General features: G+C 68.3%; 22 protein-coding genes, 2 tRNA genes and 1 pseudogene. 14 read left to right on the forward strand and 11 right to left on the reverse strand.

Going from position 1 to position 21,716, the window contains the following annotated elements; genetic code table 11:
- From rsmG to rpmH, 6 genes and pseudogenes are all read right to left on the reverse strand, one after another.
- Nucleotides 1-623 (reverse strand): annotated as a pseudogene (gene rsmG / locus QUE38_RS07835) (16S rRNA (guanine(527)-N(7))-methyltransferase RsmG).
- Nucleotides 624-641: 18 nt separating this feature from the next.
- Entirely contained in the window at nt 642-1,130 is a 489-nt protein-coding gene (locus tag QUE38_RS07840) for a Jag family protein (RefSeq protein ID WP_286311351.1), read from the reverse strand.
- 4 nt (nt 1,131-1,134) lie between these two features.
- Entirely contained in the window at nt 1,135-2,100 is a 966-nt protein-coding gene (gene yidC / locus QUE38_RS07845) for a membrane protein insertase YidC (protein WP_286311353.1), read from the reverse strand.
- Between the two features lie 9 nt (nt 2,101-2,109).
- Complete coding sequence (gene yidD, locus QUE38_RS07850; protein ID WP_286311354.1) at nt 2,110-2,418, reverse strand: membrane protein insertion efficiency factor YidD; 309 nt, start codon at nt 2,416-2,418, stop codon at nt 2,110-2,112.
- On the reverse strand, nt 2,418-2,756 hold the full coding sequence (rnpA, locus tag QUE38_RS07855; RefSeq protein WP_350227607.1) for a ribonuclease P protein component: 339 nt from the start codon (nt 2,754-2,756) through the stop codon (nt 2,418-2,420). Before rnpA ends, yidD begins: the two co-directional genes overlap by 1 nt.
- Before the next feature lie 6 nt (nt 2,757-2,762).
- Nucleotides 2,763-2,900: a 50S ribosomal protein L34 gene (gene rpmH / locus QUE38_RS07860; RefSeq protein WP_281883616.1), complete on the reverse strand. Its 138-nt coding sequence runs from the start codon at nt 2,898-2,900 to the stop codon at nt 2,763-2,765.
- Between the two features lie 417 nt (nt 2,901-3,317).
- On the opposite strand from rpmH, the gene dnaA reads away from it, so the two are divergent.
- The 10 genes from dnaA to QUE38_RS07910 all read left to right on the forward strand — a co-directional run bounded on the left by dnaA (nt 3,318) and on the right by QUE38_RS07910 (nt 14,512).
- The gene (gene dnaA / locus QUE38_RS07865) at nt 3,318-4,787 is read left to right on the forward strand and encodes a chromosomal replication initiator protein DnaA (RefSeq protein ID WP_286311356.1); all 1,470 of its coding nucleotides are present in this window, start codon (nt 3,318-3,320) and stop codon (nt 4,785-4,787) included.
- 467 nt (nt 4,788-5,254) lie between these two features.
- A complete protein-coding gene (dnaN, locus tag QUE38_RS07870; RefSeq protein ID WP_286311357.1) occupies nt 5,255-6,406 on the forward strand; it encodes a DNA polymerase III subunit beta in 1,152 nt (383 codons plus the stop codon).
- Nucleotides 6,407-6,466: 60 nt separating this feature from the next.
- Nucleotides 6,467-7,357 (forward strand): phosphogluconate dehydrogenase (NAD(+)-dependent, decarboxylating), encoded by an 891-nt coding sequence (gene gnd, locus QUE38_RS07875; RefSeq protein WP_286311358.1) that lies wholly within the window; start codon nt 6,467-6,469, stop codon nt 7,355-7,357.
- A 12-nt stretch (nt 7,358-7,369) separates the two neighbouring features.
- Nucleotides 7,370-8,599, forward strand: a complete 1,230-nt coding sequence (gene recF, locus QUE38_RS07880) for a DNA replication/repair protein RecF (RefSeq protein WP_286311359.1) — start codon at nt 7,370-7,372, stop codon at nt 8,597-8,599.
- Entirely contained in the window at nt 8,592-9,104 is a 513-nt protein-coding gene (locus tag QUE38_RS07885) for a DciA family protein (protein WP_286311361.1), read from the forward strand. Before recF ends, QUE38_RS07885 begins: the two co-directional genes overlap by 8 nt.
- Nucleotides 9,105-9,227: 123 nt before the next feature.
- The gene (gyrB, locus tag QUE38_RS07890) at nt 9,228-11,228 is read left to right on the forward strand and encodes a DNA topoisomerase (ATP-hydrolyzing) subunit B (RefSeq protein WP_286311363.1); all 2,001 of its coding nucleotides are present in this window, start codon (nt 9,228-9,230) and stop codon (nt 11,226-11,228) included.
- A gap of 32 nt (nt 11,229-11,260) precedes the next feature.
- Nucleotides 11,261-13,873 (forward strand): DNA gyrase subunit A, encoded by a 2,613-nt coding sequence (gyrA, locus tag QUE38_RS07895; protein WP_286311365.1) that lies wholly within the window; start codon nt 11,261-11,263, stop codon nt 13,871-13,873.
- Entirely contained in the window at nt 13,866-14,270 is a 405-nt protein-coding gene (locus QUE38_RS07900) for a DUF3566 domain-containing protein (protein WP_286311367.1), read from the forward strand. Before gyrA ends, QUE38_RS07900 begins: the two co-directional genes overlap by 8 nt.
- A 52-nt stretch (nt 14,271-14,322) precedes the next feature.
- Nucleotides 14,323-14,396, forward strand: a tRNA-Ile gene (locus tag QUE38_RS07905).
- Nucleotides 14,397-14,439: 43 nt separating this feature from the next.
- Nucleotides 14,440-14,512 (forward strand) — tRNA-Ala (locus QUE38_RS07910).
- A 35-nt stretch (nt 14,513-14,547) separates the two neighbouring features.
- On the opposite strand, the gene QUE38_RS07915 is transcribed toward QUE38_RS07910, so the two are convergent.
- Nucleotides 14,548-15,255, reverse strand: a complete 708-nt coding sequence (locus QUE38_RS07915; RefSeq protein ID WP_286311369.1) for a hypothetical protein — start codon at nt 15,253-15,255, stop codon at nt 14,548-14,550.
- Between the two features lie 161 nt (nt 15,256-15,416).
- Here QUE38_RS07915 and QUE38_RS07920 point away from each other — a divergent pair, with 161 nt between their 5' ends.
- Entirely contained in the window at nt 15,417-15,866 is a 450-nt protein-coding gene (locus tag QUE38_RS07920) for an NUDIX hydrolase (RefSeq protein WP_286311372.1), read from the forward strand.
- Nucleotides 15,867-15,955: 89 nt separating this feature from the next.
- On the opposite strand, the gene QUE38_RS07925 is transcribed toward QUE38_RS07920, so the two are convergent.
- Nucleotides 15,956-16,195, reverse strand: coding sequence for a hypothetical protein (locus QUE38_RS07925; protein WP_286311374.1), 240 nt, complete (start codon nt 16,193-16,195; stop codon nt 15,956-15,958).
- Nucleotides 16,196-16,757: 562 nt separating this feature from the next.
- Nucleotides 16,758-17,282: a hypothetical protein gene (locus QUE38_RS07930; protein WP_286311376.1), complete on the reverse strand. Its 525-nt coding sequence runs from the start codon at nt 17,280-17,282 to the stop codon at nt 16,758-16,760.
- 124 nt (nt 17,283-17,406) lie between these two features.
- Here QUE38_RS07930 and QUE38_RS07935 point away from each other — a divergent pair, with 124 nt between their 5' ends.
- The gene (locus QUE38_RS07935; protein WP_286311378.1) at nt 17,407-17,946 is read left to right on the forward strand and encodes a peptidylprolyl isomerase; all 540 of its coding nucleotides are present in this window, start codon (nt 17,407-17,409) and stop codon (nt 17,944-17,946) included.
- 144 nt (nt 17,947-18,090) lie between these two features.
- Nucleotides 18,091-18,792 (forward strand): rhomboid family intramembrane serine protease, encoded by a 702-nt coding sequence (locus tag QUE38_RS07940; RefSeq protein WP_286311380.1) that lies wholly within the window; start codon nt 18,091-18,093, stop codon nt 18,790-18,792.
- Nucleotides 18,793-18,961: 169 nt separating this feature from the next.
- Here the strand turns inward: QUE38_RS07940 and QUE38_RS07945 are convergent, their stop codons facing one another.
- Entirely contained in the window at nt 18,962-19,201 is a 240-nt protein-coding gene (locus tag QUE38_RS07945; RefSeq protein ID WP_286311382.1) for a cell division protein CrgA, read from the reverse strand.
- 60 nt (nt 19,202-19,261) lie between these two features.
- On the opposite strand from QUE38_RS07945, the gene QUE38_RS07950 reads away from it, so the two are divergent.
- Nucleotides 19,262-19,900, forward strand: coding sequence for an anthranilate synthase component II (locus QUE38_RS07950; RefSeq protein WP_286311384.1), 639 nt, complete (start codon nt 19,262-19,264; stop codon nt 19,898-19,900).
- On the opposite strand, the gene pknB is transcribed toward QUE38_RS07950, so the two are convergent.
- On the reverse strand, nt 19,794-21,704 hold the full coding sequence (pknB, locus tag QUE38_RS07955; RefSeq protein ID WP_350227608.1) for a Stk1 family PASTA domain-containing Ser/Thr kinase: 1,911 nt from the start codon (nt 21,702-21,704) through the stop codon (nt 19,794-19,796). The genes QUE38_RS07950 and pknB overlap by 107 nt on opposite strands.
- Between the last annotated feature and the right edge of the window lie 12 nt (nt 21,705-21,716).

Genomic DNA, 21,716 nt, shown 5'->3' on the forward strand with positions numbered 1-21,716 from the left:
TCAGCTTCGGCGTGCGCGCACCACGCGAGTGGGCTCGGAAACCACGCCCTCGCCGAGCACGAGTACCTCGACATCGGAGAGCCCGTACTTCCGGATCGGCTTGGCCGCCGCGTCGATCTCCTTCGCCGCGTTCGCGCCCTTCATCAGCACCAACTCGCCGCCGGAGCGCAGCAGGGGAGCGGTGACAGGGATCAACGTGCGCAGCGCGCTCACCGCACGCGCGGTCACCTGGTCGAGGGTTCCGTCGAGCTTCGCTTCCTCGGCACGGGCTCGGACGACCTCGACGTTCCGAAGCTCGAGCGCGTCCACCTGATCGTTGAGCCACGCCACGCGACGCTCCATCGGTTCGATCAGCACGAACTCGACGTCCGGGCGCGTCAACGCGAGCACCAAGCCGGGAAGCCCGGCTCCACTGCCGACGTCGCCGACCCGGCCGGGTCGCAGCAGCGGCGCGACGAGACCGCTGTTCACGATGTGGCGCGACCACAGGCGGGGAGTTCGAGCGGTCCGATCAGGCCGAGCTCCTCACCGCGATCGGCGAGGTTGCGGGTGAAGGCACGCACCGCATCGAGGCGGTCGCCGAAGACGACCGCAGCATCGGCGGGCTCGATCTCGAGGCTCATCGTTTCACGTGAAACGGGTCAGCCGCGGGTGATGACGGTGTGGCGGTCCTTGCCCTCGCCGCTCGACTCCGAGTGGAAGCCGCGCTCGGCGACCAGGTCGTGCACGATCTTCCGCTCGTACGACGACATGGGCGGGAGCGATGCGTCGGGGGAACCCGCCTCGATGCGCTCGACCGCACGAGAGACCAGGCGGGAGAGCTCGGCCTTCCGCTGGTCGCGGGACCCGCCGATGTCGAGGATCATGCGCGAGAACGCGCCGGTCTTCGACTGCACGGCGAGCCGTACGAGTTCCTGCAGGGCCGAGACGACCTCCGGCTTGGAGAGCACCGAGAGGTTGGACCCCTCGGTCGCCGTCACCGACACCATCGCGCGCTGATCGGTGACATCGATGTCGATGTCACCGTCGATGTCGCAGATGTCGAGGAGTTCCTCGATGTAGTCGGCCGCGATCTCGCCCTCATCCGCGAATGCGTCCGCGGTCGGCTGCTCGTGCTGAACGTCGGTCATGGTCCTACTTCCGGTTTCCGGGCTTCTTCTTGGCGCGCGCCTTGCTGATCGGCTGCTGGCGCTGCGTGGGCTTGGGTGCCTCGACCTCGGGCGCCGGGCCCGACTCCTCGTTCGCCGCGGGCAGCTTGCCTCGCCGCGCCAGTCGCGCTTCGCGGGCCTTCGCCGCCTCGCTGCCGGGCGTCGGCATGTTGCGGATGACGATGAACTGCTGGCCCATGGTCCAGAAGTTCGAGGTCAGCCAGTAGAACATCACACCGATGGGGAACGCGACACCCGACACCGCGAACACGAGGGGGAGCAGGTAGAGCAGGATGCGCTGCTGACGGAACATCGGGCTCGCCTTGGTCTCCGGCGACATGTTCTTGGAGACGATCTGGAGCTGCGTGATGAACTGCGAGGCCGTCATCAGGATGATCATGACCACCGCGATGACCATGGTCTGCCACGGACCGCCCGCGTTCACGGCCTCGATGAACGTCGAGCTGAGCGGGGCGCCGAGCAGCTCGGCCTGGTTGAGCGAGTCGGCGAGGTCCTGGTTCAGCAGGCCCACGCCCGCGGCGTCATTGCGCGCGGCGTCGTTCAGCACCGAGAAGAGGCCGAAGAAGATCGGCATCTGGAGCAGCAACGGCAGGCACGACGAGAGTGGGTTCGTACCCGTGCGCTTGTAGAGCTCCATCGTCTCGCGCGACATGGCCTCACGAGAGAACTGGTCCTTCTTGCCCTTGTACTTGTCCTGGATCTTCTTCAGGTGCGGCGCCACCTCGAGCATCCGCCGCTGGTTCTTGATCTGCCGGACGAACACCGGAATCAGTGCAGCACGTACGACGACCACCAGGCCGACGATCGAGAGCACCCAGGTGAGACCCGCGTCCCCGTCCATGCCGAAGAACGTGAACAGGCTGTGGAACCCGACCAGGATGAGCTCGATGACCCATTTGATGGGCCAGAGAATGGTGCTGATGATGTCCATGGGGGTGGATCAGTCCTTTCCAGGGGCGGCGACGACGAAACCGAATCGGGTGGTGTGGAAGCGCTGGCGCCGGGAGGCGGGCACATCGTCGATGCCGCCCTCCGCCCAGGGATGACAGCGTGCGAGACGACGGATGGTCAGGGCCGAGCCCACGACCGCGCCGTGTTCCTGCACCGCACCGAGCGAGTACGCGGAACACGAGGGGTAATACCTGCACACGTCGCCGTAGAGGGGCGAGATCACCGCGCGGTAGGCACGGAGCAGCAGGACGAGGATGTTGCGGGGGAGGAGGAGGACCCAGAGCAGGACTGCGCGCATCAACGCCTCCCTGTCTCGCCGACGGCGGCGGCCACGTCGCCGCGCAAGGCCGGCCAATCGGCGTCGGCTGCGGAGGGCAGTGCGCGGAACACGACATCGACTCCGAGCACGCCGGCATCAACGAGTTCACGGCTGGCGGCCTTCAGACGACGCCGGACCAGGTTCCGCCGAACGGCGGAGCCGACCTTCTTCGACACGATGAATCCGAACCGCGGCTGAGCATTGCCCGGGGTGCGCCGGACGTAGCTCACCGTGTGCGCCCCCACGCGCTTCGCACCCCTCCGCACCACGGACCGGTAGTCGTCGGCGCTCGTGATGCGGTGGGCGGGAGCGAGCACTGGTGCTTACGCGGAGAGTTCGGTACGACCCTTGCGGCGGCGCGCCGAGATGATCGAGCGGCCGGCGCGGGTGCGCATGCGCAGGCGGAAGCCGTGCACCTTGGCGCGGCGGCGGTTGTTGGGCTGGAAAGTGCGCTTGCTCATTCTGTGCTCCGATTGGGTGATTCGTGTCCGCAGTCACGACCCGAGGGCGTGACCGGGAAAGCAGTGGCGGCCCCTCGAGGCCTCGCGGTCAACTGATTAAAACTACGGCCTCGCAGAGCGCTGGTCAAACCAGAACGCACTGCGAACCGTCGATTATCGCCGATCACTCAGGTTACGCCATGGTGCGACACGCCGAGCCCGTCGCCGACACCGGAAATCGCATTTGTCGAGGGGAGTCCGATTGGGTACCGTAAACAACCAAGTTATCCCCAGCCTCGGACGCATGACCGCGGGAATCGCGCCGGATCTGCCCACAGGCTGTGGATGGAACTGTGAGTTGTCCACCTCGCTTCGTTCAGCATGTCGACCGGGGATCGACGAACGACGCCCGAGGCCACCGACCGATTGCGGGGAACCATGACCGAGCAGCCCATATCCGACACGTGGGCCACGGTCATGGACCGACTCGAAGCGGACGAAGCGGTCACGCCGATGCTCCAGGGCTTTCTCAACCTCGTCGAGCCGAAGGGCATCGCGGCCGGCACGTTCTACCTCGAGGTGCCGAACGACTTCACCGCGAGCATGCTCAACCAGCGGATGCGGGTCTCGCTGCTCACGGCGATGGGCGCGATCGAGACGCCGTCGGTCACGTCCTTCTACGTCGTGGTGAACCCCGAGCTGGAGCAGGACACCCCGATCACGCCGCAGCCCGTGCTGGCGGGAGCGCACCAGGCGGGCGTCGAGGCCCGTGACGTGGGCCCGACCGCCGCAGCGCCCGCCGACGGCAACGTCGTCGAACTCCCCGCGTCGCCGCAATCGGTGTTCGACACGGCCGCAGAGCGACCGCGGGATGCACGCCTCAACCCGAAGTACAGCTTCGACAACTTCGTCATCGGCCAGTCCAACCGCTTCGCCCACGCGGCGGCGGTCGCCGTCGCCGAGGCCCCCGCGAAGGCGTACAACCCGCTCTTCGTGTACGGCGAGTCGGGCCTCGGCAAGACGCACCTCCTGCACGCGATCGGCCACTACGCCCTGAGCCTGTACCCGGGCATCCGCGTGCGGTACGTGTCGAGCGAGGAGTTCACGAACGACTTCATCAACTCGATCGCGAACAACCGCGGCTCGCTGTTCCAGCAGCGCTACCGCAACATCGACATCCTGCTGATCGACGACATCCAGTTCCTCCAGGGCAAGGCGGAGACGCAGGAGGCGTTCTTCCACACGTTCAACACCCTGCACGACCACAACAAGCAGGTCGTGATCACCAGCGACGTGCCGCCGAAGCACCTCACCGGCTTCGAGGACCGCATGCGCAGCCGGTTCGAGTGGGGCCTCATCACCGACGTGCAGGCGCCAGACCTCGAGACCCGCATCGCGATCCTCCGCAAGAAGGCGCAGTCGGAGCGACTCCAGGTGCCCGACGAGATCCTGGAGTACATGGCGTCGAAGGTGTCGAGCAACATCCGCGAGCTCGAGGGCACACTCATCCGCGTCACGGCCTTCGCGAGCCTGAACCGCACCCCGGTCGACCTGCCGCTCGTGCAGACCGTGCTGAAGGACCTGATCACCGACGACGAGGACAACGTCATCGCGCCGGTCGACATCATCACGAACACCGCGGACTACTTCAAGCTCACGGTCGACGACCTGTACGGCTCGAGCCGGTCGCAGGCCGTGGCGACGGCACGGCAGATCGCGATGTACCTCTGCCGCGAGCTCACCAATCTCTCCCTGCCCAAGATCGGCCAGCTGTTCGGCAACCGCGACCACACCACCGTGATGTACGCGAACAAGAAGATCAGCGAGCTCATGAAGGAGCGTCGTTCGATCTACAACCAGGTCACCGAGCTGACCGCGCGCATCAAGCAGAACAGCCGCTACCGCTGACCCTGCGGGCCGCATGCGTACGGCCTCCTGCTCTGCTCCCGCCCGATCGGCCGCGCCGTGACGACGCCGGCGCCGGTTCGACCTCGCTTCCACGCGCACTCTGCACATGTGGATAACCTGTGGAAACCCGCCGACGGCACACCACCGGGCTGTGGACGGATCCATCACGCCTGTGGAATGAGATCGGATGCCCCTGAGCGCCGCGAGCCCCGGAATCACGCGTCTCTCACAGTCCGCCCACAAATGACACGAATGTAGTTCCGCGGAAACGAGGGCCTCCCACACGGTTATCCACAGTTTCCACACCGGTTAACGCTGTTAAGAACTCCTCTTCTCTCCGTCCACCTCCGACAACGATCGGTGCACAGGGCCGTGGAGAAGCCGATGCACCGTCGCCTCCAACGCCGCCCACGCCTCTCCCACTAGCATTGGAGCCACCAGCGAACCGACCACCGACGGGAGAGCGCGTGAAGTTCCAGGTCAACCGAGACGTCTTCAGCGAAGCCGTCTCGTTCGCGGTGAAGCTGTTGCCGCAGCGCACTACCCTCCCGATCCTCAGTGGCGTGCTCATCGAGGCCGGCGACGACGGCCTCGTCCTGTCGTCCTTCGACTACGAGGTCTCCTCGAAGACCGAGATCGCGGCCGACGTCGAGGAGGCGGGGACGGTGCTCGTCTCCGGACGACTCCTCGCGGAGATCGCCAGCCGGCTGCCGAACGCCCCCGTGCGATTCAGCACCGAGGAGGGACGCATCACGGTCAGCTGCGGTTCGGCCAGCTTCACCCTGCTGTCGATGCCGGTCGAGGAGTATCCGAGCATCCCCGAGGTCGGCGACCAGTCGGGACTCGTCCCGGCGGAGGAGTTCGCCGCAGCCGTCGCGCAGGTCGCGGTCGCCGCGTCGCGCGACGACGTGACGCCCGTGATCACCGGCGTGCAGCTCGAGGTCGCCGAGACGAGCCTCGGCCTGGTCGCGACCGACCGCTATCGCGTGGCCGTTCGCCAGGTGGAATGGGACGGCGGGTCCGTGGCGACCGGAGGCGAGTCGCTCACCGCGCTCGTACCGGCGCGCACCCTGCAGGAGGTCGGCAAGACCTTCGGCCACTCCGGCAACATCTCGGTCTCGATCACCAGCCGGGACGATCGCGAGCTCATCGCCTTCACCGCAGACAAGAAGACCGTCACTTCCTTGCTGATCAAGGGCAATTTCCCGCCCGTCCGTCGGCTCTTCCCCGACGACGTGCAGAACTACGCCGTGATGAACACGGCGGACCTCATCGAGGCGACCCGACGCGTCGCCCTCGTGCTCGAGCGCGAGGCAGCGCTGCGCTACACCTTCGGCGCCGACGGTCTCACCCTCGAGGCGATCGGCAGCGAGCAGGCGCAGGCGAGCGAGACCATCGACGCCGTGCTGACGGGCGACCCGACGGTCGTCTCGCTGAAGCCGCAGTTCCTGCTCGACGGCCTGGGCGCGGTGCACTCGGAGTTCGTCCGCATCGCCTTCACCAAGACCGACAACCCCAACAAGCCCGGGCCCGTGCTGATCACGAGCCAGACCTCCCGCGAACAGGCGGGATCCGACAGCTACCGGTACCTCCTGCAGCCGAACCTGCTGCTGCGCTGATCCGACCCGCGCGGTCGGCGAGGGGGTCACGGCGGCGTGACCAGCGATCAGGGGAACGACATGCACATCGGAATCATCGGCCTGGGCAAGATGGGCGCGAACATGCGTGAGCGCCTCCGCGAGCACGACATCGAGGTGACGGGGTTCGACACGAACCCCGACCTCTCCGACGTCGAGAGCCTGCACGACCTGGTCGAGGCGTTGCCGGCGCCGCGACTCGTCTGGGTCATGGTGCCGTCGGGTCGCATCACCGACGGCGTGGTCGCCGACCTCTCGGAGTTCCTCGACGAGGGCGACCTCGTGATCAACGGCGGCAACTCGCGGTACACCGACGACCTGCGCTACGGTCAGCGCCTCGACGTCCACGGCATCCGGTTCGTCGACGCCGGCGTCTCGGGCGGAGTCTGGGGCGACCGCTACGGGTACGGCCTCATGGTCGGCGGTGCCGACGCCGACGTCGAGCGTGCGATGCCGGTGTTCGACGCGTTGCGCCCCGAGGGTCCGCGCGAGGAGGGCTTCTCGCACGTGGGGCCCATCGGCGCCGGGCACTACGCGAAGATGGTGCACAACGGCGTCGAGTACGCGCTCATGCAGGCGTACGCCGAGGGGTACGAGCTGCTGGCGAAGCGCAGCGACCTCGTCACCGACGTCGAGGCGACCTTCGCCGGCTGGCAGCGCGGCACCGTGGTGCGGTCCTGGCTGCTCGAGTTGCTCGTACGTGCGCTCCAGGAGGACCCGGAGCTCGACGACATCCGCGGCTACGTCAACGACTCAGGCGAGGGCAGGTGGACCGTCGAGGAGGCGATCGACCAGGCCGTCCCCGTGCCGACGATCAGCGCGGCCATCTTCGCGAGGTTCGTCTCGCGCCAGCAGGACTCCCCGGCCATGCGCGCCGTGGCCTCACTCCGCAACCAGTTCGGCGGCCACGCCGTCACGCCGGCCGGGGAGTAGCACCGCCGACGCATGCACATCTCCCGACTCTCGCTCACCGACTACCGCAACTACGGCCATGCCGAGCTCCTGCTGGAGCCCGGCGCGACCGTGTTCGCGGGGCGCAACGGGCACGGCAAGACCAACCTGGTCGAGGCGATCGGCTACCTCTCGACGCTCGGTTCGCACCGGGTGTCGAGCGAGCACGCGCTGATCCGCGCGGGCGCCGACTCGGCGATCATCCGCGCGCTGCTCGCCCACGCTGGTCGCGAGGTGCTGGTCGAGGTGCAGCTCAACCGCGGTGCCGCGAACAAGGCGCAGGTCAATCGCAACGGAGTGCGCACGCGAGAGCTGCCGCGCTACACGCACTCGGTGCTGTTCGCGCCGGAGGACCTCGCGATCGTGCGGGGCGACCCCGGCGTGCGGCGCAGGTTCCTCGACGACCTGCTGGTGCAGCGGATGCCTCGCATCGCCGGCGTCCTCGCCGACTACGACCGCGTGCTGCGCCAGCGCAACTCGCTCCTCAAGTCGGCGCGCTCGAGCGGCCTGCGCAACGCGCAGCTGCCGACCCTGGAGATCTGGGACGAACGGCTCGTGGAGCTGGGCACCGAGGTCATCGACCGCCGAGCGGAACTCGTGGCCGACCTCGCCGAACCGGTGCGTTCCGCGTACCGCGGAATCGTCGACGACGACCACGCGCCGCGCCTCGAGCCCCGCCTCTCCATCGACGGGGCAGGCGAGGACGTCGAGCGGAGCGGCGCCGAATCCGCGCCCGGTGCGCCGCCCGACCGCGCCGTGCCCGTCGCATCCGATACCGCTGCCCGCTTCCGCGAGGCGCTCGCCGGGCTCCGCCCGAAGGAGCTCGAGCGCGGCGTCACGCTGGCGGGGCCGCACCGCGACGACGTGCTGCTCGAGCTGAACGGGCTGCCCGCGAAGGGGTACGCGTCGCACGGCGAATCCTGGTCGTTCGCGCTCGCGCTCAAGATCGCCTCGGCCGAGCTGCTGCGCGCCGACTCGACGACGGGCGATCCCGTGCTGATCCTCGACGACGTGTTCGCCGAGCTCGACCGCGGCCGGCGCGACCGCCTGGCCGCCTCCATCGGCGACTTCGAGCAGGTGCTGATCACGGCGGCCGTCATCGAGGACGTCCCCGAGTCGCTGGCGGGTCGCGTGGTCGGCATCGAGCGCGGCACGATCGTCGGCGGTTCGGAGGAGGATGGAGCCGAAGTCGGGTCCCGCAGCGAGGAGGTCGAGAATGCCTGAGCCGAGCGCTCGCATGCCGGCCGACGCCACGAGCGAGGCGATCCGCGTCTACCAGCACTTCCGCGAGGTCTTCGGCGGTGCGCCGACCGGATCCCGCCGACGCCGGCGCGACGAGCCCGCGCGCGGAGCGAGCGCGCCGTTCGGCATCGGTCGCGAGCCGCGCCCCCTCGGCGACACCCTCGACACCCTCACCGCGGAGCTCGGCTGGAGCTCGCCGCTCGCGCAGCAGGAGCTGCTGTCGTCGTGGTCGGAGGTGGCCGGCGAGGAGACCGCCCGGCACTCCGAGCCCGTGGGCCTGGAGCACGGTGTGCTGACCGTCCGGTGCGATTCGACGGCGTGGGCGACGCAGCTGCGCATGATGCGCACGACGATCGCCGCGCGCATCGTCGACCGGTATCCGGAGGCGGGCGTCGAGTCGATCCGATTCCAAGGCCCGGACGCCCCATCCTGGAAAAAGGGGCCCAGATCGGTTCCAGGGCGGGGTCCGCGCGATACCTACGGCTGACCAGACAAATTCGGTCACCGGTCTGTGGAAAGGCCCGCAGACGGCCACGTCGCGCCTCGGCGGCTGCCGAAGATTGATAGGCTGGAGTGTCGCCAGGACGACGGTCAGGAGCCCGATTCACACATGACAGCCGAACCGACGAAGGCCCAGCAGCTGCCGGAATACGGCGCAGACGCGATTCAGGTTCTCGAGGGCCTCGAAGCGGTTCGGAAGCGTCCCGGAATGTACATCGGGTCGACCGGTCCGCGCGGCCTCCACCACCTCGTCTACGAGATCGTCGACAACTCGGTCGACGAGGCGCTCGCGGGCTTCTGCGACGCGATCGAGGTCACCATCCTGGAGGACGGCGGGGTTCGGGTCGTCGACAACGGCCGCGGCATCCCCGTCGACCTGCACAAGACGGAGGGGCGCTCGACCGTCGAGGTCGTGCTGACGGTGCTGCACGCCGGCGGCAAGTTCGGCGGCGGCGGGTACGCGGTCTCCGGCGGCCTGCACGGCGTGGGTTCCTCGGTGGTCAACGCACTCTCGAGCCGACTCGACGTCGAGGTGCGCCGGCAGGGCTCCATCTGGACCCAGTCGTACACGACGGGTGTGCCGGATGCCCCGCTCGCGCAGGGCGACGCGAGCGACGAGACCGGCACCGCCATCACGTTCTGGCCGAGCGCCGAGATCTTCGAGACCGTCGAGTTCGACTACGAGACGCTCCGCACCCGCTTCCAGCAGATGGCGTTCCTGAACAAGGGGCTGCGCATCACGCTGACCGACCGCCGAGCCGAGCTGCAGGTCACCGAGGAGGAGGCCGACGACGTCGCAGAGCCGGCGCGCACCGACACCTTCCTCTACGAGCGCGGGCTCGTCGACTACGTCGAGTACCTGAACCACGCGAAGAAGTCCGACCTCGTCAACGACGAGATCATCTCGTTCGAGTCGGAGGACACCGACCGGCACATCGCGCTCGAGGTCGCGATGCAGTGGACCACCGCGTACAACGAGTCCGTCCACACCTACGCGAACACGATCAACACGCACGAGGGCGGCACCCACGAGGAGGGCTTCCGCGCGGCGCTGACGACGCTCGTCAACCGCTACGCCCGCGAGAAGGGCATCCTCAAGGAGAAGGACGACAACCTCTCCGGCGAGGACGTGCGCGAGGGACTCACCGCCGTCATCTCGGTGAAGCTCTCGGAGCCGCAGTTCGAGGGCCAGACCAAGACGAAGCTCGGCAACACCGAGGCGAAGTCGTTCGTGCAGCGGGTGACGGCCGAGCAGCTCGGCGACTGGTTCGACCGCAATCCGAATCAGGCACGCGACATCATCCGCAAGGCGATCCAGGCGGCGACCGCGCGCATGGCCGCCCGCAAGGCCCGCGAGGCGACCCGCCGCAAGGGCCTCTTGGAGTCGGGCGGCATGCCAGGCAAGCTGAAGGACTGCTCGTCGAAGGATGCCACGGTCTCCGAGATCTTCATCGTCGAGGGCGACTCGGCGGGCGGCTCGGCCGTGCAGGGGCGCAACCCCGAGACGCAGGCGATCCTGCCACTGCGCGGCAAGATCCTGAACGTCGAGAAGGCCCGCCTCGACCGGGCGCTCGCGAACAACGAGGTGCAGGCGATGATCACGGCGTTCGGCGCCGGCATCGGCGAGGACTTCGACCCCGAGAAGGTCAGGTACCACAAGATCGTGCTCATGGCCGACGCCGACGTCGACGGCCAGCACATCACGACCCTGCTGCTCACGCTGCTGTTCCGGTACATGCGCCCGCTCATCGACCTCGGCTACGTGTACCTCGCCCAGCCGCCGCTGTACCGACTCAAGTGGACGAACGCCGACCACGAGTACGTCTACAGCGACCGCGAGCGCGACGCCCTGCTCGCCGACGGCACGGCCGCCGGCAAGCGGATCCCGAAGGAGAACGGCATCCAGCGCTACAAGGGCCTCGGCGAGATGAACCACCAGGAGCTCTGGGACACCACGATGAACCCCGAGACCCGCACCCTGCTGCAGGTCACGATGGACGACGCGGCCGCCGCGGACGAGATCTTCTCCACGCTCATGGGCGAGGACGTCGAGTCGCGCCGGAGCTTCATCCAGAAGAACGCGAAGGACGTGCGCTTCCTCGACATCTGATCGAGCGCGACGACGAGGACTGAACGGCACACATGGCAGACGTCACCACTCCCGAGGAGAACGCGGGGCACGACCCGCACGGCCGCATCGACCAGGTCGACCTGCAGCTCGAGATGCAGCGGTCGTACCTCGACTACGCGATGAGCGTGATCGTCGGGCGAGCGCTGCCCGAGGTGCGCGACGGGCTGAAGCCCGTGCACCGGCGCGTGATCTACGCGATGTACGACGGCGGCTACCGCCCCGACAAGGCGTTCTCGAAGTGCTCGCGCGTGGTCGGCGACGTGATGGGCCAGTTCCACCCGCACGGCGACACGGCGATCTACGACGCGCTCGTCCGACTCGTCCAGCCGTGGTCGATGCGCTACCCGCTCGCGCTCGGCCAGGGCAACTTCGGCTCGCCCGGCAACGACGGCGCCGCCGCCCCGCGGTACACCGAGACCAAGATGCATCCGATCGCGCTCGAGATGGTGCGCGACATCGACGAGGACACCGTCGACTTCCAGGACAACTACGACGGCCACACGCAGGAGCCGTCGATCCTGCCGAGCCGCTTCCCGAACCTGCTGGTCAACGGCTCCGTCGGCATCGCGGTCGGCATGGCCACGAACATCCCGCCGCACAACCTCCGCGAGGTCGCGTCGGGTGCGCAGTGGTACCTCGAGCACCCGGATGCCTCGCGCGAGGAGCTCCAGGAGGCGCTGATCCAGCGCATCAAGGGGCCGGACTTCCCGACCGGGGCGCAGATCCTCGGCGTGAAGGGCATCCACGACGCGTACCGCACGGGCCGCGGCTCGATCACCATGCGCGCGGTCGTCTCGGTCGAGGAGCTGCAGGGCCGCACCTGCCTCGTGGTCACCGAGCTGCCGTACCAGGTGAACCCCGACAACCTGGCGATCAAGATCGCCGACCTCGTCAAGGAGGGGAAGATCGGCGGCATCGCCGACATCCGCGACGAGACCTCGGGCCGCACCGGCCAGCGACTCGTGATCGTGCTGAAGCGCGACGCGGTCGCGAAGGTCGTGCTGAACAACCTGTACAAGCACACCCAGTTGCAGGAGAACTTCGGCGCGAACATGCTCGCGATCGTCGACGGCGTGCCCCGCACCCTCTCGATCGACGGCTTCATCGCGCACTGGGTCGACCACCAGGTCGACGTGATCGTGCGCCGCACGAAGTTCCGCCTCGCGAAGGCCGAGGCCGACGCGCACATCCAGCGCGGCTACGTGAAGGCGCTCGACATGCTCGACGAGGTGATCGCGCTCATCCGCCGCTCACCCGACGTCGACACTGCGCGCACCGGCCTCATGGAGCTGCTCGACGTCGACCAGCTGCAGGCCGACGCCATCCTCACGATGCAGCTGCGCCGTCTCGCGGCGCTCGAGCGCCAGAAGATCATCGACCGCCTCGAGGAACTCGAGCGCGAGATCGCCGAGTACCTCGCGATCCTCGCCGACGAGTCCCGCCAGCGGGCGATCGTCAGCGACGAGCTCGCGACCATCGTCGACAAGTACGGCGACGAGCGCCGCACGCACATCATGCCCGGCTTCGACGGCGACATGAGCGTGGAGGACCTCATCCCCGAGGAGGAGATGGTCGTCACCGTCACCCGCGGCGGATACGTCAAGCGCACGCGCAGCGACAACTACCGCTCGCAGCATCGCGGCGGCAAGGGCGTGAAGGGCGCGCAGCTGCGCGCCGACGACGTGGTCGAGCACTTCTTCGTGACGACCACGCACCACTGGCTGCTGTTCTTCACGAACATGGGCCGGGTCTACCGCGCGAAGGCGTACGAGATCCTCGAGGCCGGCCGCGACGCGAAGGGCCAGCACGTCGCGAACCTGCTCGAGATGCAGCCCGACGAGCAGATCGCCGAGATCCTCGACATCCGCGACTACGAGGTGGCCAGGCACCTCGTGCTCGCCACGCGAGACGGCCTCGTCAAGAAGACTGAGCTGACGCAGTACGACACCAACCGCTCGCGCGGCATCATCGCCATCAACCTGCGCGAGGGCGACGAACTCGTCTCCGCCATGCTGGTCGACGAGGGCGACGAGCTGCTGCTCGTGTCGCGCAAGGGCATGTCGCTGCGCTTCGCCGCCACCGACGAGGCGCTCCGGCCGATGGGCCGTTCGACCTCGGGCGTCAAGGGCATCGCGTTCCGCGAGGGCGACGAGCTGCTCGAGGCATCCGTCGTGCCCCACACCGAGGGCCAGTCCGTCGTGGTCGAGGGCGATGGGCCGGATGCCGCGAAGGGGCGCCGTTCCCCGAGCGACACCTACGTGTTCGTCGTCACCGAGGGCGGCTGGGCGAAGCGCACGCCGGTCGAGGAGTACCGCATCCAGGGGCGGAGCGGACTGGGCATCAAGGTGGCCAAGCTGAACGGCGACCGCGGCGATCTGGTGGGCTCGCTCATCGTCGCCGAGGGCGACGAGGTCCTTGTGGTCCTTGCCAGCGGCAAGGTGGTACGCTCTGACGTCGCGGAGGTCCCGGCCAAGGGTCGGGACACGATGGGCGTGGTGTTCGCGAAGTTCGCGGACGACGATCGCATCATCGCGATCGCACGGAACACCGAGCGGAACCTCACCGAGCACGATGGGGAGGGCGTCGAGGGTTCGCCGGGAAAGGGAGAAGCAGCAGATGAGTAGCGTCGCGGACAAGCTCGCGAAGAAGTCCTCGCGTCGGACGCCGGCCAAGCAGGTGCGCCTGCGGCTGGTCTACATCGACTTCTGGTCGGCGCTGAAGCTGTCCTTCCTGGTCGCCGTGTGCATCGCGGTCATCAACATCGTCGCCACGTTCCTCGTCTGGACGGTGCTGAACTCGACCGATATCTTCACCATGGTCAACGACCTCGTGCAGGACATCGCCGGCACCGCGGGCGATCTCACCGCATTCCTGTCGCTCGGCAACATCATGGGATTCGCCATCATCGTGTCGCTGCTGAACCTCGTCGTGACGACCGCGCTGGGCGCGATCATCGCGGTGCTGTACAACCTCAGCGTCAAGGTGACCGGCGGCATCCTCGTTGGGTTCACGAACAACTGACTCGATTCGTGAATCCGACTCCGGTCGGGTAGTCTGTCACTCGGCCATTTTCGGGGCTATAGCTCAGGCGGTTAGAGCGCTTCGCTGATAACGAAGAGGTCCGAGGTTCAAGTCCTCGTAGCCCCACTCCACAATTGCACACCGGGTGCCGCACCTCGCGGCACCGCAGGGGGCCTTAGCTCAGTTGGTAGAGCGCCTGCTTTGCAAGCAGGATGTCAGGAGTTCGATTCTCCTAGGCTCCACAGTTCAGCCTCTGCAGCACCCGCCGGAGTGAAGATCAGAAGAGCTGCGTCCACGTGATGTCGTTGTCGACGACGGTGTTTCCTGCGCCCGGGGCCACCGGCTGTGTTCCGCTCGACGTTCCTGAGTTGTTCGCGGAGAGCCACGCTCCACCGATCGTGACGACATTGTTCACGGCATAGGCCGTGCCGGCCTGCCATGGTGTGGTGGTGCCCTGGGTCAGCATGCACTGCTTCTCGGAGGCCGAGAAGGCCGCACTCGACTGGACCGGGCTCGTCGCGTTCACCGTCGCCAAGGTCGTCTCGAAGCTGACGCCGCCGTCGATCGTGTAGGTCAGCGCGAGAGTGGCGCTCGGGTTGCTGACGGCGTTCTGCGTGAGGAGCGCGACCCGCGGGTAGGTGGTGTTCGCGGCCAGTCCGAACGGATTGTTGGAGCCGACGCAGGTCGCGAGGTTGACCGCGCGGACCGGGCCGAGGTTCTCGCCGTTTAGCGTCGCCTGGGTGACGTTGACGACGACGGGGACGTTCGAGACGTTCACCAAGCTCAGCAGGAATGCATGGCCACGGTACGTGGCGTTCGCGTTGCCCGGCAGGGTGCAGCCGAGACCGCTGACGGTGATCAACGATGGGCTGGCCGCCATGGCCGGGACCGTGGCGGCGACCGCGATCGCGGGTACGGACCACGCCATGGCCCTGGTGACGGTTCGCCGACTCAGGGTCTCGTCGCCGGACGGGAGGTTGCGCATGCTGATCGGCCTCTCTGCGATCGAACTTCGTCGGACCACCAGGTACCGCGTCGCCCGGACGGGAGACGCGAGACGCGAGACGCCGGCTACTCGCGAACATACCTCACATTCGCCGGCTCTCGCGAGGCTGCATCGGTGGGCCACAGGCTAGCCTGTTGAGCGTGGACATCCGCATCGCGGCCTACGGCGTCATCATCCGCGACGGTCAGGTGCTGCTCGCGCACTGGAACGAACACGGCAGGTCCGGCTGGACGCTCCCCGGCGGAGGCATCGAGGGGGACGAGCATCCGCACGACGCGGCCCGCCGCGAGATCTTCGAGGAGACGGGCTACCGCGCGAGGATCGACCGGCTGCTCGGCATCGACCGCATGATGATCGACGCGTCCCGACGACACAGCGACACGGCCGCCGACCTCTACGCGCTGCGCGTCGTCTACCGCGCGACCGTGACCGGTGGCACCCTCACCAACGAGGTCGACGGATCGAGCGACGAGGCGCGCTGGTTCCCGCTCGACGACGTACCCGAGCTGCACCGCGTGAGCCTGGTCGACGTCGGGTTGCGCCTCGACGCGGCCGAGCCGCCGGAGGGGATGCTCGGCACCGGGGCCTGACACGCCACGACGGCCCCTCGGTCGGGAGGGGCCGTCGTGTGCGGATGCGACGAAGTGCCTGCGGGTGCTGCCCGCGATGAGCGCGGGCGTCACAGGTACGGCCTCGAGGTGATCGCGGCCGACAGCGCCTGCAGTTCGCGTTGCTCGCGTTCGCGTGCGTTGCGGAAGGCCAGTCGGTGCGCGTCGCGGTCGATGCCGCGCCGGTGCTCGCGTCGCCGGCTCCAGGCCAGCAGTGCGATGCCGATGCTGCGAGCGATGCGCTCCGCGGCATCCTGCGGGCTGCGCAGGCTGCGTCGCGGTGGGTGGGCGGTGAGGATCTGGCTGTTCATGATCGTTCCTTGCGTGGGGTGGTGCGGTGCGGTGGTCGGAGTGCACTCCGTCGACGGCGGTCACCGCGTCGAGCGCCGACCGCGGGTTGCGTCGGGCGCGGCCGACGGTCGTCGGAGACGCCGAAGGCGGAGCATCCCGATACGGGCAGGCGCGTCACCGACGTCGAGACGACGAGCGGGTGGCGGCGTGCTCCGGAACGGGAGCGATGCGTCGGCGAAGGGAAGCCCGACGAGGGGCCGGCGACGCGGGGCGGTGGAGCCTAGTGGGAGCGGACGACGAAGGAGGTCGCCATGTTCCCGGGAATCTTCCCGAGGACGCGCTCGTATGCTCCGATGCGGTACGTGTGCGTGCAAATCATGCTGATCACTCCTTCCTGTGCTCGAGAACCACTTCTGACGGAATCACACGCTAGCGCCGCGGAGGATTCGCGCGCAAGAGGGAATCACGTGAATTCCGGGTGCACACCGAGGGCGACGTGCGCTGCGCGCACGACGACGGGCCCGAGCACGCGGTTCGCGTCGCTCGGGCCCGGGGCGCCGGTCGGTGCCGGCGCCGTGCGTCTCAGGCTTCCTTGTCGGGGCCCGGCGTCGGCTCGTCCTCGGCGACCCACAGTTCGTCGTCGGCGCGGAACGTCTGCCAGACGGCGTACGCGATCGCACCGGCGGCGACCACGGCCGCACCGATGGCGATGTAGCCGCCGACGCCCGGACCGCTCGACTTGGGCTCCTCGTACTTCGGGTTCACCCGCGCGAGGGCGGCGCGCACGCGCTTGTCCTTCGCGACGTCGCCGATCGACATGATCGTGCCGAGCGCGCTGCCCAGCACAGGCACCATGGTGCGCTCGATCGACTTGCCGGTGTCGGTCGCGAACTTGCCGACCGCATCGACCCGCGGCCCCACGTAGGTGTCGTATCCCTGGCGCACACGCGGCGTGACCTCCTCACGGGTGAGGTGGCCGAGCTGCCGGCTGGCCTCGCGCGCGACGGTGTTCGCGCGCTCCAGTACCGCCTGCTGCTCTCCCCACAGCTGCTCCGCACTTCCGCGGAGCCGCTTGAGTTCCTTCCGGCGCTTGCGTGACAGGCTCATGTCGACCCTCCATCGTCTGCTGCAGCGAACTCCTCCATCTTGCCACCAGATCGGCCCGGATCAGGGAGTGAGTGTCGAATCGGGCATACGGGTTGACAGATTGGCCTGTGCGAGAATCGTGGACATGCCACAACACACCGCAGTCGCGACGATCACGACCAACCACGGACCCATCCAGGTCGAGCTCTACGGCAACCACGCACCGAAGACGGTGGACAACTTCGTCGGCCTCGCGACCGGCGCCAAGGAGTGGACGCACCCGGCCACGGGCCAGAAGACCACCGACCCGCTGTACGACGGCGTCGTGTTCCACCGCATCATCCCCGGCTTCATGATCCAGGGCGGCGACCCGCTCGGCCAGGGCGTCGGCGGCCCCGGCTACCAGTTCGACGACGAGATCCACCCCGAGCTCGACTTCACCGAGCCGTACGTGCTGGCCATGGCCAACGCCGGCAAGCAGATGGGGCGCGGCACGAACGGCTCGCAGTTCTTCATCACCGTCGGCCCGACCACCTGGCTGCAGGGCAAGCACACCATCTTCGGCAAGGTGACGGATGCCGCGAGCCAGGGTGTCGTCGACAAGCTCGCCGCCGTCCCCACCGACGGTCGCGACCGCCCGCTCGAGGACGTCGTGATCGAGACCATCTCCGTCGAAGCGGTCTGATCCGACGTGACCGACGCCGACCCGGGGAGCCGCTGCTACCGGCACCCCGATCGCGTGAGCTATGTGCTGTGCCAGCGCTGCGGGCGAACCATCTGCGGTGAGTGCCAGACGCAGGGCGCGGTCGGGGTGACCTGTCCCGAGTGCATGCGGGACCAGCGTCAGCAGGCGCCCCGGGTGCGTTCGCGGGTGCTCAAGCGCGCCAGCTCGGGCGCGCCGGTGGTGACGTATACCCTCATCGGCATCACGGTCGCGGTGTTCGTGCTGCAGCTCATCCCGGGGCTGGGCATCACGAATCGGCTGTACTTCACGCCGCTCGCGATGAGCGAGATCGCGTTCGAGCCGTGGCGCATGATCACGACCATGTTCGTGCACTCGACCGGCCTGATCTTCCACGTGCTGCTGAACATGTACACGCTGTGGATCTTCGGCCAGTTGCTCGAGGGACTGCTCGGCCGCGGGCGCTTCCTCGCGCTCTACTTCATCTCGGGGTTCGCGGGTTCGGTCGGCGTGATCTGGCTGTCGAATCCGAACACGGCCGTCGTCGGGGCATCCGGCGCCATCTTCGGCCTGATGGGCGCGTTCCTCGTCATCCAGCGACGGCTCGGCGGGCAGGCCACGCAGCTGCTGATCCTGGTCGGCATCAACCTCGTGATCGGGTTCGTTCCCGGGTTCAACATCGCCTGGCAGGCGCACCTCGGCGGACTCGTCGGCGGCGCGCTGGTCGGCCTGATCTTCGTGGAGACGCGCGAACGCTCGCGGCGCGGCCTGCAGATCGGCTTGCTGGTCGCACTGTCGGCGCTGCTCGTACTGCTCAGCCTGCGGTACTTCTTCTTCCCGCTGATCTGAGCTTCAGACCATCCGGCCCGAGAGTTATCCACAGGGTTCTCCACATCTGGGGAGAGTTACAGGGGTGTAATTGTCGCCCTTAAGGGGGACGCGGCCGAGTCGACCGCACAAGAGCGGGGCGGATGCCCGTCGCATCCGCCCCGCTCTTCGAGTTCGTGTCTCGCGGCCGCTATCGCCAGCGCGTCGTCATGAGGAAGCCGATGAACGCGATGCCGAACCCGACGAGGATGTTCCACGAGCCGAGGTCGGGCACCGGCCACTGACCCTGGCTCACGTAGAAGACGATGATCCACGCGAGGCCGACGAGCATGAAGCCGAACATGACCGGCTTGAACCACACCGGGTTCGGGGTCTCGTCGGAGTTGGTCTGCTCGACGCGCTCGGGCTTCGAGGAGTTCGCACGTGCCATGCGCCCGATTCTACCGTGCACGCGCGTTCGGCCGGAATCGATTGGGGGTAGGGTGATCCGGTGACGCGAGTGCTGGTGATCGACAACTACGACAGCTTCGTCTACACGCTGAACGGCTACCTGCAGGAGCTCGGCGCGGAGACGGTCGTGGTGCGCAACGACGACATCCCCGTGGCGGACCTCGCCGCGCGCATGGGCGAGTTCGACGCCGTGCTGGTGTCGCCCGGTCCGGGCAAGCCCGCCGATGCCGGCGTCTCCATCCCGGCGGTCGAGGTGGCGCTCGGCACGGGCCAGCCGCTGCTCGGCGTCTGCCTCGGGCACCAGGCCATCGCCGAGGCGTTCGGCGGCGTGGTCACGAACGCCGAAGAGCTGATGCACGGCAAGACCTCGTCGATCGTGCACGACGACAGCCCGTTCTACGACGGCGTGCCGCAGCGGTTCACCGCGACGCGCTACCACTCGCTCGCCGTGGTCGACGGCACGATCCCCGACGACCTGGTCGTCACCTCGCGCACCGAGGGCGGCGTGATCATGGGACTCCGCCACGCGAGCGCCCCGATCTTCGGCGTGCAGTTCCACCCCGAGTCGGTGCTCACCGAGGGCGGCTACCGCATGCTCGGCAACTGGCTCGAGTCGGTCGGCCTCGTGGGCGCGGCCGAGCGCGCGGTGGGCATGAGTCCGCACATGAAGTCGGCCTGAGCCGGGCGCACGTCGCGTGACGGCGAGCGGATGCCCCGGGGCATCCGCTCGATCGATCAGCCGTCGTCGCCGTCGTTCCCGTTGCCGCCGCCGTCGTTCGACGCGCCCGCGCAGTAGCGGAGCGTGACGTCGGACTTCTGCGGCACGTCCCCCGGGGCAGCGACTGCTGCACCACGGGGTCGTTCGGCTGGGCCGGGCACGAGCTGTCGGGCTGCGGCACCGGGTTCAGCTGGAGCGTGCTGCCGCGCAGCAACGAGCTCGCGGTCGACAGCGGCTGGCCCGTGAGGTCGGGGAGCGTGACGAGCCCGCTCGAGACGCGGAAGTTGACCGTCGAGCCCACCGTGACCGAGCTGCCGCCCGCCGGGTCGGTCGCGAGCACGATGTCTGCCGCGACGGTGGGGGAGTTCTCTCGCGTCTCGCTCCCGGCGGTGAGGCCGCGGCTCTCGAGCGACTCCTTCGCCTGGTCGAGCGACTGGTTGCGCAGGTCGGGCACGTCGACCACCTCGCGGCCGGTCGACACGTAGACGCGCACGACCACCTGTCCGGGCTCGACGATGGTGCCGGCTGCGGGATCGGAGCGGATGACCTGGCCCTCGGGGACGGCGTCGCTGGTCTCGGTGAGTTGCGTCGCCTGCAGGTCGAGGTCCTGCAGCACGCCCGTCGCCTCCTCGTACGACATGCCCTGGAGTGCGGGGATCTCTCGCGCGCTCGAGGGGATGTCGTCGGTGGGAGTCAGGTTGAACGCCCAGTACATGACCGCGAGCACGGTGACGACGACGGCCACGACGCCGGCCCAGATCCACAGTGCCGGCGGGCGGCGCTGGGTGCGGTCCATCGTCTCGTCCTCGGTGAGCTGGCGGAGGGCCAGTTCCGAGCTGGAGAGCGAGGTCGAAGGTGCACCGAACAGCAGCTCGGTCTCGTCGGGCTGGCGATGCACCGGCACGCGGCCGGACGCGGCCACGTCGACATCGGAGCGGAAGTCGGCAGCGGTCTGGTACCGCTGCGTGCGATCCTTGCCGAGTGCGTGCAGCACGACCGTGTCGAACGCCGGGGAGACCCGCGGGTTGATGACGCTCGGCTTGACCGGCCGCTCGCTGACGTGCTGGTACGCGACCGCCACCGGAGTCTCGCCGCGGAACGGCGGACGACCCGTGAGCATCTCGAACAGCACCACGCCCGTCGAGTAGAGGTCGGTGCGGGCATCCACCGTCTCGCCCTTCGCCTGCTCGGGCGAGAAGTACGAGGCGGTGCCGAGGATGGCGGTGGTCTGGGCCACCGTCGTCGAGGAGTCGGAGATCGCCCGGGCGATGCCGAAGTCCATCACCTTCACCTGGCCGGCGGAGGTGATCATGATGTTGCCGGGCTTGATGTCGCGGTGCACGACGCCCGCGCGGTGCGAGTACTCGAGCGCCGTGAGCACTCCGTCGATGATGCGCGCGGCCTCGGTCGGCTCGAGCGGACCCTCGCGGATGATGTCGCGCAGCAGGCGGCCCTCGACCCGCTCCATCACGATGAACGGCAGCTGCACCTCGTGGCCGGAGCCGTCGAGCACGGTCTCCTCGCCGGCGTCGAAGACGCGCACGATGGTCGGGTGGGCCATGCGCGCAGCCGACTGCGCCTCCTGCCGGAAGCGGGTGCGGAACGCCGGATCGGTGGCGAGCGACGACTTCAGCAGCTTGATGGCGACGCTGCGGCCCAGGCGGGTGTCGGTACCGGCGTGCACGTCGGACATGCCGCCGCGACCGATGAGTTCGCCGACGCGGTAGCGACCGGCCAGGAGCCGGCCGTTATCGGTCACGTGCACTCGTCTCTCCTC

Source organism: Agromyces mangrovi, assembly GCF_030296695.1.
In the GTDB taxonomy this organism is placed as follows: domain Bacteria; phylum Actinomycetota; class Actinomycetes; order Actinomycetales; family Microbacteriaceae; genus Agromyces; species Agromyces mangrovi.

Coding starts and splice junctions, on each gene's coding strand:
- yidC (WP_286311353.1), bottom strand. CDS start 2,100: ATGGACATCATCAGCACCATTCTCTGGCCCATCAAATGGGTCATCGAG.
- rpmH (WP_281883616.1), bottom strand. CDS start 2,900: ATGAGCAAGCGCACTTTCCAGCCCAACAACCGCCGCCGCGCCAAGGTG.
- dnaA (WP_286311356.1), top strand. CDS start 3,318: ATGACCGAGCAGCCCATATCCGACACGTGGGCCACGGTCATGGACCGA.
- yidD (WP_286311354.1), bottom strand. CDS start 2,418: ATGCGCGCAGTCCTGCTCTGGGTCCTCCTCCTCCCCCGCAACATCCTC.
- gyrA (WP_286311365.1), top strand. CDS start 11,261: ATGGCAGACGTCACCACTCCCGAGGAGAACGCGGGGCACGACCCGCAC.
- QUE38_RS07900 (WP_286311367.1), top strand. CDS start 13,866: ATGAGTAGCGTCGCGGACAAGCTCGCGAAGAAGTCCTCGCGTCGGACG.
- QUE38_RS07940 (WP_286311380.1), top strand. CDS start 18,091: ATGCGGGACCAGCGTCAGCAGGCGCCCCGGGTGCGTTCGCGGGTGCTC.
- QUE38_RS07945 (WP_286311382.1), bottom strand. CDS start 19,201: ATGGCACGTGCGAACTCCTCGAAGCCCGAGCGCGTCGAGCAGACCAAC.
- gnd (WP_286311358.1), top strand. CDS start 6,467: ATGCACATCGGAATCATCGGCCTGGGCAAGATGGGCGCGAACATGCGT.
- QUE38_RS07915 (WP_286311369.1), bottom strand. CDS start 15,255: ATGCGCAACCTCCCGTCCGGCGACGAGACCCTGAGTCGGCGAACCGTC.
- QUE38_RS07935 (WP_286311378.1), top strand. CDS start 17,407: ATGCCACAACACACCGCAGTCGCGACGATCACGACCAACCACGGACCC.
- QUE38_RS07930 (WP_286311376.1), bottom strand. CDS start 17,282: ATGAGCCTGTCACGCAAGCGCCGGAAGGAACTCAAGCGGCTCCGCGGA.
- QUE38_RS07885 (WP_286311361.1), top strand. CDS start 8,592: ATGCCTGAGCCGAGCGCTCGCATGCCGGCCGACGCCACGAGCGAGGCG.
- recF (WP_286311359.1), top strand. CDS start 7,370: ATGCACATCTCCCGACTCTCGCTCACCGACTACCGCAACTACGGCCAT.
- QUE38_RS07840 (WP_286311351.1), bottom strand. CDS start 1,130: ATGACCGACGTTCAGCACGAGCAGCCGACCGCGGACGCATTCGCGGAT.
- gyrB (WP_286311363.1), top strand. CDS start 9,228: ATGACAGCCGAACCGACGAAGGCCCAGCAGCTGCCGGAATACGGCGCA.
- QUE38_RS07925 (WP_286311374.1), bottom strand. CDS start 16,195: ATGAACAGCCAGATCCTCACCGCCCACCCACCGCGACGCAGCCTGCGC.